We start from the raw sequence: 13,841 nt of genomic DNA on the forward strand, positions 1-13,841 counted from the left end.
GCCAAGCCGAGGTATGGACGACGGGAAGGCCAGCGGCGCGTTCTTCGACGAGCACATCGCCGACCGCACGGGTGCGGACCGAACGGACGTCCGCCTGGGGCCGACGTACGGCGCGGACTTCGGTGTGGTCGACGTCGGCGACCGGGTGGTGGCGCTCGCCACCGACCCCGTGTTCGTGCTGCGGGAACTCGGCCTGGAACGCGCGGCGTGGTTCGCGTTCCACATCTGCGTCAGCGACGTGGCGCTCTCCGGGCTGCCGCCCGCGCACCTCGCCGTGGACCTGAACCTCCCGCCGGGCACGAGCACGGAGACCTTCGACCGAATCTGGGACGTGTTCGACCGGGAGGCCCGCGACCTCGGCGCGAGCCTCACCACGGGCCACACTGGGACCTACGAGGGGTGTGCGTTCCCGACGGTCGGCGGCGCGACTGCGCTGGCCGTGGGCGACCCCGACGACCTCGTGGTGCCGACGGGCGCGCGGCCCGGCGACCGCGTCGTCGTGACGAAGGGGCCGGCCGTCGAGACCACCGGCTTCCTGGGCGTGCTGTTCGGCGACGACCTCCCCCTCGCGGAGACCGAGGCCGCCGCGGCCCGCGAGCGGTTCGCGGACGCCAGCCCCGTCCGGGACGCGCTGACGATGGCGGCGGCCGGCGACGTGACGGCGATGCACGACGCGACCGAGCGCGGCCTCGCCAACGGCTTCCACGAACTCGCCGCCGCCAGCGGGGTCGGCCTCGCAGTCGACCGGGACGCCGTCCCCGTCCTCCCGGGCGTCGACGCCGTCTGCGAGCACTTCGGAATGGACCCGTGGACGGCGTCCAGCGAGGGCACCGTGATTGCGGCCGTCGCCCCCGACAGCGTCGACAGCGTGCTCGCGGCGCTCGACGAGGCGGCGATTCCGGCTGCCGAGGTCGGGGTCGTCGAAGCCGGCGCGGGCGTCACCGTCGACGGCGACCCGCTGCCGGAGCCGACGGCGGACCCGCTGTGGCCGGCGTACCAACGGGCGCGAGAACAGTACGGCGAGTAGCGCGTCAGGCCGCGACCGTCACGTTCCCCGAGGCCTCGGCGTTCGCGACGAACTGCTCGCTGCCCGCGAACACGACGACGGTGTCCTCGGTCACGCGCTCGGTTCTGTACGTGTTGTCCGTCTGCCGGTCGCCGAGGGTGCGCGCCGCGGCGGCGAACTCGTCGGCGTCCGCGGGCGTGTCCCACCGAGTCACCCACGCGACCGACGACCCGTTCGGCGTGGCGAACGCGAGGACGCGGTCGGTCCCCCAGCCGGCGGCCGCCTCGCGGGCCGTCGAGCGAGTCGTGGTCTGCCGGAGGACGACGCGAGCGAGCAGTTCGCCGGCGCGGCGCGTCTGGGAGCGCTCGCGGTCGACGGACTCGGCCTCGACGGTGACGTTCAGGGCGAGCGGGTCGTCGCGCGTCCCCGGGTGGAGGACGTTCTCGGTGGTCTCCGGCGGGTCCTCGTAGAGGTCGGGGAGGTCCGCGGGGCCGTCGAGGGTCGCGTTCGCGTACTGTGCGCCGAAGCGGTACTGGCCGTAGACGAACCGGTTGGCGGCGGAGGCGTTCGCGTACGCCGCCGCCATCTGGTCGGTCTGGCTCCCGAGCCCCGGCTGGTGGGCCCGGGTGTAGGCGTCAGTCACGTAGACTGCGCCGCCCTCGACCAGCGCGCGGCGCGCGAACTGCTCGTCGAGGCTGTCGACCGCGCCGGCCCGCCCTCCGAACCACGGCACCATGTTCTGGCGCACCTGCGCGACGTGGACGAACTCGTGGGCGAGCACCTGTTCGACGCGCGCCGAGTCCGCGGCGGCCGGTGACAGGTAGACCGTGGCGTCGAGTGTCGTGAGCCCCGCGACGCCGGTGCCGGTGCCGGACGCCCCGGAGCCGGACAGACCGAACGCCGAGAAGAACGGGAGCGCGGAGAAGCCGCCCGCCCGGCGACTGGAGAGGTCCTGCACGACGACTCTGGTGGGCGCGTAGTCGGCGTCCAGCAGCGCCGCGACCCGGTCGAACGTGACGTTGGCGTCCACGGAGAGGTCGCCGGTCACGACGACGTGCTCGGGCGCACCACCGGCGTCCCCCGGCGTGGACGTCGTCGCCGTGGTCGTGGTGGTGGCGTCGGAGCCGTCCGCGGCCGGGGACGCTCCCGGCGCGTTCGCGGCCGGCGCGACACAGCCGGCGACGGCGAGAACGAGACAGAGCGCGAGCGCCAGTCGGGCGGTGGTCACGCCTCCGAGTCGGGCCAGCAGCCACTAACAGATTGCGGTGAGTGACACCGAGCGCAGCCCGCGGGGCCGCGAGCGCGGGACACCGCAAGCCTTCTTGCTCGCGGCCGCGACCGGACCACCGTGACGCGAACGGAGGCGGGAGCGCGGTGGGGATAGTCGAGGAGTTCCTCGACCTGAAGGAGGACAGCGACGCCGACCTGCTGGCGATGCAGGTGGGAGACTTCTACGAGTTCTTCGCGGAGGACGCCCGGACCGTCGCGGAGACGCTGGACCTCAAGGTCTCCGAGAAGGCCAGTCACGGCTCCTCGTACCCGATGGCGGGCGTGCCCGTCGACGACCTGACGCCGTACCTCGCGGCGCTCGTGGAGCGCGGCTACCGGGTGGCCGTCGCCGAGCAGTCCGAGGACGACGACGGCGACATCGAGCGCGAGGTCGAGCGCGTCGTGACGCCGGGCACGCTCCTGGAGTCGACTGACGGCGACGCCAGGTACCTCGCGGCCGTCGTGCGTGAGGACGGCAGCCGGGGCGGCAGCAGCGACGAGGGCGGCGACTGGGGGCTGGCGTTCGTGGACGTGACGACCGGCCAGTTCCGCGTGACGGACGCCGACAGCCGGGCCGGGGCCGTCACCGAGCTCTACCGGTTCGCGCCGGCCGAGGTGCTGCCCGGGCCCGACCTCAGAGGTGACGACGACTTCCTCGGCGTGCTGCGGGAGCGCACGGACGCGACGCTGACGCTGCACGACGCCGGCGCGTTCGACGCGGGACGGGCCGCGCACGCCGTCCGCGGGCAGTTCGGGGACGGCGCAATCGAGAGCCTCGGCGTCGACGCCGACGGCCCGACGGTTCGGGCGGCGGGCGCGGCCGTCGGCTACGTCGAGGACACGGACGCGGGCGTGCTGGCGTCGCTGACGCGCATCCAGCCGTTCGGCGCGGACGACCACGTCGAGCTGGACGCGACCACGCAGCGCAACCTCGAACTGACGGAGACGATGACGGGCGGCAGCGACGGCTCGCTGCTGGCGACCGTCGACCACACCGCGTCCGCGGCGGGCGGCCGGCTGCTGCAAGCCTGGCTCACGCGGCCGACGCGGGACCGCGCGGAACTGGAGCGCCGGCAGGCCGCGGTCGGCGCGCTGGCGGACGCCGCGCTCGCCCGTGACGCCCTCCAGGACGCACTCGGGGACGCCTACGACCTCGAACGGCTGGCGAGCCGGGCGGCCAGCGGGCGCGCCGACGCCACCGACCTGCTGCGGATTCGGGACACGCTCGCCGTACTACCCGAAGTGGCGGACGCGCTCGCGACGACGCCCGCTCTCGCGGAGTCGCCCGCTCGGGACGTGCTGGCGCGCGTCGACCGCGAGGCGGCGGCGGGCGTCCGCGAGGAGCTGGCGGGCGCGCTCGCCGAGGACCCGCCGAAGACGCTCTCGGAGGGCGGGCTGCTCCGGGAGGGCTACGACGACGACCTGGACGAACTGCTGGCCGAGTACCGCGAGCACCGCGAGTGGATGGACGGCCTCGCCGCCCGCGAGAAGGACCGACTGGGCGTCACCCACCTCCAGGTCGACCGGAACAAGACCGACGGCCACTACGTGCAGGTCGGGAACAGTGAGACCAACGCCGTCCCCGTCGAGGACGGCGAGTACCGAGAAATCAAGCAGCTGAAGAACTCCACGCGGTACACCACCGAGGAACTGGAGTCCCGGGAGCGCGAGATTCTGCGCGTGGAGGCCGAGCGCGCCGACCTCGAACGAGAGCTGTTCGGGGACCTCCGCGACTGGGTGGGGACGCGGGCCGCGCTCCTGCAGGACGCCGGCCGCGCGCTCGCCGAACTCGACGCGCTGGCGAGCTTCGCAGAGCACGCCGCCGCGAACCGCTGGGTGCGGCCGGACCTCGTTGACGGCGACGCCCTCGTCGTGGAAGCTGGCCGCCACCCGGTCGTCGAGCAGACCACCGAGTTCGTCCCGAACGACGCCCGGTTCGGCGAGGGCCGGCGCTTCCAGGTGGTCACCGGGCCGAACATGAGCGGGAAGTCGACGTACATGCGGCAGGTCGCGTTGATCGTCCTGCTCGCGCAGGTCGGGAGCTTCGTCCCGGCGGAGTCCGCCAGAATCGGGCTCGTGGACGGCATCTACACCCGGGTCGGCGCGCTCGACGAGCTCGCGGGCGGCCGGTCGACGTTCATGGTGGAGATGCAGGAGCTGTCCCGCATCCTCCACGCCGCCACCGGGGACTCGCTCGTGATTCTGGACGAGGTCGGCCGCGGCACCGCGACCTACGACGGCATCAGCATCGCGTGGGCGGCGACCGAGTACCTCCACAACGAGGTCCGCGCGAAGAGCCTGTTCGCCACGCACTACCACGAACTCACGTCGCTCGCCGACCACCTCGCGGACGTGGCGAACGTCCACGTGGCAGCCGAGGAGCGGGACGGCGAGGTGACGTTCCTACGGACGGTGCGGGACGGCGCGACCGACCGGTCGTACGGCGTCCACGTCGCCGACCTCGCGGGCGTCCCGGACCCTGTCGTGGAGCGCTCGCGGGACGTGCTCGACCGGCTGCGCGACGAGCAGGCCGTCGAGGCGAAGGGCTCGGCGGGCGAGTCGGTGCAGGCCGTCTTCGACGTCGGGAGCGGCGAGTTCGTGGCGGGCGATGACGGTGCTGGGAGGGACGATGACGCGGGCGACAGTGCGTCGGACAGCCTCGACGCCGATTCCGAGGCCGTGCTTGACGCCCTCCGGAACGTGGACGTGACGGAGACGCCGCCGGTCGAACTGCTCTCGCGGGTCCGGGACTGGCAGCAGCGACTGGACGACGACTCGTAGCTCGCGCCGCCCGTGGGACGCCCGACCGTCGGGCAGAGTTACAACGGACGTGGGACGGAGTTCGGTCAGAGCCGAGCGGAGTTTGCACAGACCTTGAAAAATCCACTACGTGGTCCGGCACCACCGTAGGTGTATGTCAGACACGGACAGCCGAGGGGACGTCGAGCCAACCACCGACGATAGACGGGACGACGATGGGTAGCCGGCTGCGGGTGGCCGCGCTGGCGGGCGTGAGCGGCGTCGCGGGGTCGTTCGCCGCCGCGGGGTACACCCGCCAGTTCGTCGCCGCGCCGGTAGACGCGCTGGTCGTCCGGGCGACCCCGGGCGCGCTCGTCGCGTGGATGATCACGAACGTCGGCGAGTCCGCCCACGTGCTCCACGTCGCGCTCGCAGTCGGCATCGTGGCCGGCCTGTTCGGGGCGACCGCGGTCGTCGGACGTGCCGTCGCGGCGCGCAGCGGCTGGCGGCTGGCGGGCGCGGGGCTCGCCGGCGTCCTCTCGTGGGCGGTCGCGGCCACCATCACCGACGCGCCGGGGCTGGCGCTGGCGGCGGGCGCTCCGGTCGCGGTGGTGACCGCCGTCGAGGCCGGGCCGGCCGCCCGCCGCGAGTTGGACGTGACGCGGCGGCGAGTCGTCCGGTCTACGGTCGGCGCGCTCGGGTTCGCGTCCGTCGCGAGCGCCGTCGGGTGGTACCAGAGTGTTGGCGTCGGCGACGACGCGGTGCCGGCCGCCACCGGCGAGCGTTCGGAAGCGGTGCAGGAGCGACTGGAGGCGGCGGCGGACCGAGAACTCGACCTGGCGGCCGACGACGTGCCCGGGCTCGTCAGCCCCATCGGCGAGTTCTACAACGTCGACATCGCGGAGTTCGACCCCACGGTGCCGGACGACGACTGGACGCTGACGGTCACGGGCGAGGTCGAGTCCCCGCAGCAGTTCGACTTCGCGGACGTGCGGGAACGGCCGACCGAACACCGCTTCGTCACGCTGCGCTGTGTCGGCGAAGGGCTCAACGGCCGCAAACTCGACACCGCGGTCTGGACCGGGACGCCGCTGAAGCCGCTGCTCGAAGAAGTCGACCCCGGCGGCGACTGCGGGTGTGCGATGCTGCGGGCGCACGACGACTACTTCGTGCAGTTCCCCGTCGACGCGCTGGAGGACGCGTTCCTCGCGTGGGGAATGAACGGCCGGCCGCTGCCGAAGTCCCACGGCCACCCCGTTCGCGTGCTCGTGCCCGGTCACTGGGGCGAGACGAACGTGAAGTGGCTCTCCGAGATCGAGTTGCTGGACGAGGAGGCGGACGGCTACTGGGAGGAGCGCGGCTGGCACGGCACCGGCCCCGTGAACACGGTCGCGAAGCTGTGGGACGACACCAGGCTGGCCGACGGCCGCATCGAGGTCGCCGGCCACGCGTACGCCGGGACGCGAGGCATCGAGCGCGTCGAGGTGTCGACCGACGGCGGGCGCACGTGGACCGACGCCGAACTCTCGGAGCCGCTGCCCGGCGAGGACGTCTGGCGGCAGTGGCACCACGTCTACGAGCCGGACGGCACCCACGAGGTCGTCGTCCGCGCGACCGACGGCGAGGGCCAGTTGCAGCCCGAGGAGCGGGCCGACTCGTTCCCGAGCGGGGCGACGGGCTGGGTGTCCAAACGCATCGAGCCATGACCCGGGTACCCACCAGTATCTCTTTACAGCGGCTCGCAGAACGACGAACCACGCCGGGATGGAGAAAGCACTCTGGTACCTGCTGGCGGGGACGCGGGGCGGCGCGAACCGCGCCCGCATCATCCGTCTGCTCGACGAGCGCCCGCGGAACGCGAACCAGCTCGCCGACAGCCTCGACGTCTACTACAACACCGTCCGCCACCACCTCGACATGCTGAGCGACCACGGCGTCGTCGAGGCCGGCGGGGAGGACTACGGGGAGCTGTACTTCCTCACGGACCGCTTCGAGCACAACCGCGAGGCGTTCGAGCGCATCACGGACCAGGCCGACCTCGACACCGGCAGCGGCGACGCGACCGACCGCGACGACACGACAGACTGCGACACGGAGACACCGAACTGACATGGCGAGCATGACCACGTATCTGACTGTCGCGACCGTCCTCTCCGGACTGAACATCCTGCTGCTGGTGCTGCTGGGGCGAGTGTGGGTGCGGAACTACCGGCAGTTCGGCACGCCGCTGACGCTCGGGCTGCTCGGATTCGCCGTCGTACTCGCCGTGGAGAATCTGGTGGCGCTGGCGTTCTTCTTCAGCATGGGGATGCTGTACGCGGACTCGGCGACGGCCCAGCTCGCGGTGCTCGCGATGCGCGGGCTGCAGTTCGTCGCGGTGCTGTTCCTGACCGTCGTCTCGATGCGGTGACGCCTACCCCTGTCCGACCATCGAGTCCTCGTCCTCGAACTCCTGTTCGCGGAGTTCGTACTTCTGGACTTTCCCGGTGGCCGTCGTCGGGAGGTCCGAGACGAACTCGACGCGGCGGACGGCCTTGTAGGACGCGAGGTGCTCTCGCGTGAAGTCGACGAGGTCGGTCTTCGTCACACCGGGGTTCTCGGGGTCGCCGGAGTCGGGGACGACGAAGGCCTTCGGCGTCTCACCCCAGTCCTCGTGCGGCGACGGGACGACCGCGACCTCGCCGACGGCGTCGTGTTCGAACAGCGCGTCCTCCAGTTCGATGGAGGAGATGTTCTCGCCGCCGGAGATGATGATGTCCTTCTTGCGGTCCTGAATCGAGACGAAGCCGTGTTCGTCGACGACGGCGAAGTCGCCCATGTGGTAGTAGCCCTCCGCGCGTTCGGTGAACGCCTCCTCGGTGGCGTCGGGCTTGTTCCAGTACTCCTTCATCACCTGGTTGCCCGAGACGACGATTTCGCCGATGGTCTCGTCGTCCCACGGCACGTCCTCGCCGTCCTCGTCGACGACCCGGACCTCGGTGCCGAGGAAGCCGACGCCCTGCCGTTTCTTCAGCGAGTAGCGGTGCTCGTCGTCGAGCAGCCGCTCCGCCTCCGAGGTCGTGATGAGTGGGCCGGTCTCGGTGGCACCGTAGACGTGGACGAGGTCCCAGTCGAACTCCTCTTCGACGGTGCGGATGGTGGCCTCGGGCGGCGCGCTGCCCGCCGTCGCCGCCCGGACGTCGGCGTCGCCCGTGGTCGCGACGTCGTGGTCGTCGTAGTAGTTCTGGAGCATGTTCAGCACCGTCGGCGCGGCACAGAGGTAGGACACGTCCTCCTCGCGGACCGTCTCGAAGATTGACTCGGCGTCGACGCCGCGCGTGCAGACGTGGGTGCCGCCGGCCCCCGTGACCGCGTAGATGTGGCCCCAGCCGTTCACGTGGAACATCGGGAGCGTCCAGAGGTAGGTGTCGGTGTCCCGGACGTTCTGGTGGTAGGAGACGAGGAACGCGTGCAGCGTCTCGTTGCGGTGCGTGCGGCAGACGCCCTTCGGGTCGCCGGTCGTGCCGGAGGTGTAGTTGATGGTGACGACGTCGCTCTCGTCCATCTCGGGCCGGTCGTAGCTGTCGGGGTCGGCGTCGGACAGCAGGGCGTCGACGTCCTGCCAGTCGCCGTCGACGGCGTCGGCGTCGTTCGTGACGAACGTCTCGGTGGGCACCTCGTCCCGGACGGCTTCGACCTTCTCGGCGTACTCGTAGTCGGCGTAGATGGCCGAGACGCCGGCGTCGTTCAGGATGTACGCGAAGTCCTCGGGCGTCAGCCGGTAGTTCAGCGGCGTGTGGATGCCGCCGGCCTGCATCGTCCCGTAGGCGGCTTCGAGGTGGTAGTGCGTGTTCGGGTCGAGGACGGCGACGCGGTCGCCCGGTGCGACGCCCGCCGACTGCAGGACCGCCGAGAAGCGGTCAGCGCGGTCGCCGAGGTCGCTGTACGTGTACCGCTCGCCGGTGGTCGCGACGACGGCCGTCTCGTCGCCGTAGTACTTGCGAGCGCGGTCGAGGAAGTCCGTGACGAGGAGTTGGCGCTGCATCTCGCGGTAACGTTTACCGACGTTCGTGATATTCGTTCGGGTCGGTTCAACAACTGCCCGGCGCGCCGACGACGGAGCGGTCGGGGGATTGATACGCGCGCCGCGCCTGCCGACGAGTGTAATGAGCGGCGGCCACGTACGCGAACTGGACGAGGCGACTGTGGCCCAGATTGCGGCGGGCGAGGTCGTCGAGCGGCCCGCGAGCGTCGTGAAGGAACTCGTGGAGAACAGCCTCGACGCGGGCGCATCGAGCGTGGACGTGAGCGTCGAGTCCGGCGGCACGGAACGCATCGTGGTCGCCGACGACGGCCGCGGGATGACCGCCGACGACCTCCAGGTGGCGGTCCGCCAGCACACGACGAGCAAGCTCGGTGACGCCGACGACCTCGACGCCGTCTCGACGCTCGGCTTCCGGGGCGAGGCGCTGTACACGGTCGGCTCCGTCTCCGAGATGACGGTGACGACGCGGCCCCGGGACGCCGGCGGCTCGGGCTCGCGCATCGTCGTCGACCACGGCGACGTGGGCGACGTGACGCCCGCGGGCCGACCCGCCGGGACGACCGTCGAAGTCGCGGACCTGTTCGGGGAGACGCCGGCGCGCCGGAAGTACCTCAAGCGCGCCGCGACGGAGTTCGGGCACGTGAACCGGGCGGTCACGCGGTACGCGCTCGCGAACCCCGACGTGGCCGTCTCGCTGACCCACGACGGCCGCGAGGTGTTCGCGACGACGGGCACCGGGGACGTGCGGGACGCCGCGCTCGCCGTCTACGGCCGCGAGGTCGCCCAGTCCCTGCGGGAGGTCGACGCCGAACCGAACACCGGGAGTGTCGAGCGCGTCCACGGCTACGTCTCCGACCCCGAGGTCACGCGCTCGACCCGCGAGTACCTCGCGACGTTCGTGAACGGGCGCGCCGTCACGGACACCGTGCTCCGAGAGGCAGTCCTCGACGGCTACGGCGGCCAGCTCGCCCCCGACCGCTACCCGTTCGCGGTGCTGTTCGTGGACTGCGAGGGCGTCGACGCGAACGTCCACCCGCGCAAGCTCGAAGTCCGCTTCGAGGACGAGGCCGGCGTCAAATCTGCCGTCGAGTCCGCGGTCCGGGACGCGCTCCTGGACTCGGGGCTCGTGCGCTCGGGCGCGCCCCGCGGCGCGTCGAAGCCCGAGAACGCCGAGATTTCGCCAGAGCGGGAGACGGCGGACGACGACGAGCACGATACGACGCGAGTGAGTGACGGCGACGAGCAGACCGCGGAGCTGTCTGGAGCCATCAGCGAGTCCGCGAGTTCCGGGTTCAGAGCCAGCGAGAGCGCCGGGACGACCGGCAGCAGCGACCCGGCCACCGACGCGACGCGGTCCGGTTCGCCGCGACGGGAAGACTCGGAATCGGAGACCGAGTCGGAGACCCGCAGCTTCGACCCGCCGGCCGAGAACGCGCGGCTGACGGCGGACGCAGGGGGCGAGAAGCGCGACGACACCGACCCCGCACCCGAGCGCGACAGCCTCCCCGACCTGCGGGTGCTGGGCCAGCTCCACGACACCTACGTCGTCGCCGAGGCCGACGACGGCCTCGTCCTGATAGACCAGCACGCGGCCGACGAGCGCGTCCACTACGAGCGGTTGCAGGACCGACTCGACGGTGCCTCGCAGGCGCTCGTCGCCCCCGTCGAACTCGAACTGACGGCGGGCGAGGCGGCGGTCTTCGAGTCGGCGCTCGACGGCCTGCGCGAACTCGGGTTCGACACCGACCTGTCCGGCCGGACCGCGGAAGTGACGGCCGTGCCGGCGGTTCTCTCGGACGTCCTCGACCCCGAACTGGCGCGGGACGTGCTCGCGGCGTTCCTGTCGGACGCGGGCGGCGACCCAGTGGGCGACGCCGCGGACGCGCTGCTCTCGGATTTGGCGTGTTCGCCGGCGATCAAGGGCAACACGTCGCTGACGGAGGGGTCTATCGTGGGGTTGCTAGACGAGCTCGACGCCTGCGAGAACCCCTACGCGTGCCCGCACGGCCGGCCGACGGTCGTCGAGGTCGACGGCGACGAACTCGCCGAGCGCTTCGAGCGGGACTACCCCGGGCACGCGGGCCGCCGGCGCGAGGACGCGGGGAACTAAGCCACGGCGGGCGTACGAGCGGGCATGGACGTAGTGACGTTCGGGGAGACGATGCTGCGGCTGTCGCCGCCCGGCCACGAGCGCATCGAGCAGGCCGGCGAACTCGACGTGCGCGCGGCGGGCGCGGAGAGCAACGTCGCGGTGAACGCCGGCCGCCTCGGCGCGGAAACGGCGTGGCTGTCGAAGCTCCCGGAGTCGCCGCTCGGTCGCAAAGTCGCCGCGGCGCTGCGCGCGCAGGGCACGACCCCCGAGGTCGTCTGGAGCGACGACGGCGAGACCCGGCAGGGCCTCTACTTCCTCGAACAGGGCGGCGAGCCCCGCGGGACGAACGTCGTCTACGACCGCGCGGACGCCGCGGTGACGACGGCGACGGCCGACGAACTGGCGACGGAGTTCGTGGAGCGCGCCGGCTACCTCCACACGTCGGGCATCACGCCCGCGCTCTCCGAGACCCTCGAAGCGACGACCGCGGACCTGCTCGAACTGGCCCAGGAGACGGGGACGACCGCCACGTTCGACGTGAACTACCGGAGCAAGCTCTGGAACCCCGAGGACGCCCGGGCGACGCTGGAGGCGCTGTTCCCGGACGTGGACGTGCTGTTCGTCGCCGAGCGCGACGCGAAGGAAGTCCTCGACCGCGAGGGTGACGCAGAGGCTGTCGCCCGGGGGCTCACCGACGAGTTCGCGTTCGGCACCGTCGTCGTCACGCGCGGCGACGCGGGCGCGCTCGCGGTGCGGAACGACGACGTGTTCGAGCAGCCGACCGTCGAGACGGAGACCCACGACCCCATCGGGACGGGGGACGCGTTCGTCGGCGGCTACCTCGCCGCTCGCGTGGACGGCGGGAGCGTCGCGGACGCGCTGGAGTGGGGCGCTGCGACTGCCGCGCTGAAACGAACCGTCCCGGGGGACGTGGCGCTCGTCACGCGCGAGGAGGTCGAGGCGGTGCTGGCGGAGAACGACTCGGGCATCGACCGGTAGGTGTGGGTCGCCGCGGCTAGAAGCCCTGCGCGTTCCCGTCCTTCCGCGGTTCGGTGGCCGCGGAGAGCGTGCCGTTGTCGTTCCGGACAATCTGCGCGCCGCCGAACAGCTCGGACGTGAGCGTGCGGACGTCGTGTTCCTTGCGGACGAGTTTCGCGGCGACGTGCGAGTCGAAGTGCGGTTCGAGGGCGAGTTCGCCGTCCTCCCGGTAGCGCCAGCGCGGCCGGTCGAGGGCGGCCTGCAGCGGGAGGTCGTAGTCGACGATGTTCGAAATCACCTGCGTGTGACCCTGGGGCTGCATGTAGCCGCCCATCACGCCGAACGCCGCCCAGTCGTCCTCGTCGAAGCGCGCGAGCGCCGGAATCAGGGTGTGGAACGGGCGCTTGCCCGGTTCGAGGCGGTTCGGGTCCTCGCGGTCCAGCGAGAACGACGCGCCGCGGTTCTGCAGGGCGATGCCGGTGTCGCCGGCGACCAGCCCGGAGCCGAAGCCCGCGAACCGGGAGTTGATGAAGGAGACGAGGTTGCCCTCGTCGTCGGCGACACAGAGCAGGACGGTGTCGGCGTCCTCGGCGTCGCCCGCGTTCGGGACGCCGAAGGAGACCTCGGTGTTGTTCGTCTCCCCGACGTGCTCGGCGCGCTTGGCTGCCCAGTTCTTCGAGCCGAGCGGCGGGTGGTCCTCGAACTCGGGGTCGGTGATGTAGTGGTGGCCGTCCTCGAAGGCGAGTTTCATCGCCTCCGCGAAGTAGTGGACGCGCTCGGGGGAGCCGATGGGGTGGTCGCCGGCACCGAGTTCCTCGGCGATGTTGAGCGCTTCGAGCGCGACGAGGCCCTGGTTGTTCGGCGGGAGTTCGAAGACCTCCGCGCCGTTGTACGTCGTGGAGACGGGGTCCGGCCACTCCACCTCGAAGTCCGCGAGGTCGTCGACGGTGAGGAAGCCGCCGCGGGACTGGACCTCGTCGGCGATTGCGTGAGCGATGTCGCCCTCGTAGACGACGTCCGCGCCCTCCTCGGCGATGCGGCGCAGCGACTCGCCGAGCTTCGGGAGCGTGACGGTCTGGCCGACGTCCGGGCTCTCGCCGTCGAAGAGGTAGGCGTCGCGGGCGTTGTCGTGCTCGAACAGCTCCTCGCCGTAGTCCCACGCCGAGGCGATGCCCTCGGAGACCGGGTAGCCCTGAGTGGCGTACCGGATGGCGGGCTGGAGGAGTTCGGAGAGGTCTTTCTCGCCGAAGCGCTCGGCGGTCGCCTCCCAGCCGCGGGCGGTGCCGGGGACGGTGACGGTCTGCGGGCCCGTCATCGGCATCTCGGCGTCCTCGGGGTCGACGTCCTGCTCGTCGGCGAGCGCCTCGCTGACGGTCTCGATGGTGGCGTCGGCGGGCGCGTGTCCGCAGGACCGCATCGCGCCGACCTCGCCGTCGGCAGTCCGGTAGAGCGCGAACACGTCGCCGCCCAGCCCCGTCGACGTGGGTTCGACGACGTTCAGCGCGGCGGCCGTCGCGACCGCGGCGTCGAAGGCGTTGCCGCCGTCCTCCAGAACTGAGACGCCGGTCTGTGCGGCGAGCGGCTGGCTGGTGGCGACGACGCCGCGCTGTCCGTAGACTGTCGAGCGGCGGGACGAGAACCGGTCGAGGTCCGGTGTCTGCATGACACCACAGTGGGGGTAGCCCCGTGAAAAGACCGTACCGGATATGTCCGCGCGGGGTTCTTTGACACGG

9 protein-coding genes and 1 pseudogene are annotated in these 13,841 nt (G+C 71.8%); 7 read left to right on the forward strand and 3 right to left on the reverse strand.

The window, feature by feature from the left end:
* Window positions 1-13: 13 nt before the first annotated feature.
* Window positions 14-1,027 carry an AIR synthase family protein gene (locus BMW35_RS06800; RefSeq protein WP_089668619.1) on the forward strand — a complete coding sequence of 338 codons (1,014 nt, stop codon included), beginning with the start codon at window positions 14-16 and terminating at the stop codon, window positions 1,025-1,027.
* Window positions 1,028-1,031: 4 nt separating this feature from the next.
* Here BMW35_RS06800 and BMW35_RS06805 read toward each other — a convergent pair whose 3' ends face one another.
* Window positions 1,032-2,234: a hypothetical protein gene (locus BMW35_RS06805; protein WP_089668620.1), complete on the reverse strand. Its 1,203-nt coding sequence runs from the start codon at window positions 2,232-2,234 to the stop codon at window positions 1,032-1,034.
* 146 nt (window positions 2,235-2,380) lie between these two features.
* Here BMW35_RS06805 and mutS point away from each other — a divergent pair, with 146 nt between their 5' ends.
* The 4 genes and pseudogenes from mutS to BMW35_RS06825 all read left to right on the forward strand — a co-directional run bounded on the left by mutS (window position 2,381) and on the right by BMW35_RS06825 (window position 7,424).
* Complete coding sequence (mutS, locus tag BMW35_RS06810; RefSeq protein WP_089668621.1) at window positions 2,381-5,056, forward strand: DNA mismatch repair protein MutS; 2,676 nt, start codon at window positions 2,381-2,383, stop codon at window positions 5,054-5,056.
* 194 nt (window positions 5,057-5,250) lie between these two features.
* Window positions 5,251-6,720: a molybdopterin-dependent oxidoreductase gene (locus BMW35_RS06815; protein WP_089668622.1), complete on the forward strand. Its 1,470-nt coding sequence runs from the start codon at window positions 5,251-5,253 to the stop codon at window positions 6,718-6,720.
* Between the two features lie 58 nt (window positions 6,721-6,778).
* Window positions 6,779-7,051: pseudogene (locus BMW35_RS06820) on the forward strand (ArsR/SmtB family transcription factor); the annotation flags it as partial.
* 73 nt (window positions 7,052-7,124) lie between these two features.
* Complete coding sequence (locus tag BMW35_RS06825) at window positions 7,125-7,424, forward strand: DUF8036 family membrane protein (protein WP_218138596.1); 300 nt, start codon at window positions 7,125-7,127, stop codon at window positions 7,422-7,424.
* 3 nt (window positions 7,425-7,427) lie between these two features.
* On the opposite strand, the gene BMW35_RS06830 is transcribed toward BMW35_RS06825, so the two are convergent.
* Window positions 7,428-9,038 carry a long-chain-fatty-acid--CoA ligase gene (locus BMW35_RS06830; protein ID WP_089668624.1) on the reverse strand — a complete coding sequence of 537 codons (1,611 nt, stop codon included), beginning with the start codon at window positions 9,036-9,038 and terminating at the stop codon, window positions 7,428-7,430.
* Between the two features lie 121 nt (window positions 9,039-9,159).
* Here BMW35_RS06830 and mutL point away from each other — a divergent pair, with 121 nt between their 5' ends.
* On the forward strand, window positions 9,160-11,148 hold the full coding sequence (gene mutL, locus BMW35_RS06835; RefSeq protein ID WP_089668625.1) for a DNA mismatch repair endonuclease MutL: 1,989 nt from the start codon (window positions 9,160-9,162) through the stop codon (window positions 11,146-11,148).
* Window positions 11,149-11,172: 24 nt separating this feature from the next.
* Complete coding sequence (kdgK1, locus tag BMW35_RS06840) at window positions 11,173-12,129, forward strand: bifunctional 2-dehydro-3-deoxygluconokinase/2-dehydro-3-deoxygalactonokinase (protein WP_089668626.1); 957 nt, start codon at window positions 11,173-11,175, stop codon at window positions 12,127-12,129.
* Between the two features lie 16 nt (window positions 12,130-12,145).
* Here kdgK1 and ggt read toward each other — a convergent pair whose 3' ends face one another.
* Entirely contained in the window at window positions 12,146-13,771 is a 1,626-nt protein-coding gene (gene ggt / locus BMW35_RS06845; protein WP_089668627.1) for a gamma-glutamyltransferase, read from the reverse strand.
* Window positions 13,772-13,841: the final 70 nt, after the last annotated feature.

This window comes from Halobacterium jilantaiense (assembly GCF_900110535.1).
GTDB classification, from domain to species: Archaea; Halobacteriota; Halobacteria; order Halobacteriales; family Halobacteriaceae; genus Halobacterium; species Halobacterium jilantaiense.

Coding starts and splice junctions, on each gene's coding strand:
- BMW35_RS06800 (WP_089668619.1), top strand. CDS start 14: ATGGACGACGGGAAGGCCAGCGGCGCGTTCTTCGACGAGCACATCGCC.
- BMW35_RS06815 (WP_089668622.1), top strand. CDS start 5,251: ATGGGTAGCCGGCTGCGGGTGGCCGCGCTGGCGGGCGTGAGCGGCGTC.
- BMW35_RS06825 (WP_218138596.1), top strand. CDS start 7,125: ATGGCGAGCATGACCACGTATCTGACTGTCGCGACCGTCCTCTCCGGA.
- BMW35_RS06830 (WP_089668624.1), bottom strand. CDS start 9,038: ATGCAGCGCCAACTCCTCGTCACGGACTTCCTCGACCGCGCTCGCAAG.
- mutL (WP_089668625.1), top strand. CDS start 9,160: ATGAGCGGCGGCCACGTACGCGAACTGGACGAGGCGACTGTGGCCCAG.
- kdgK1 (WP_089668626.1), top strand. CDS start 11,173: ATGGACGTAGTGACGTTCGGGGAGACGATGCTGCGGCTGTCGCCGCCC.
- ggt (WP_089668627.1), bottom strand. CDS start 13,771: ATGCAGACACCGGACCTCGACCGGTTCTCGTCCCGCCGCTCGACAGTC.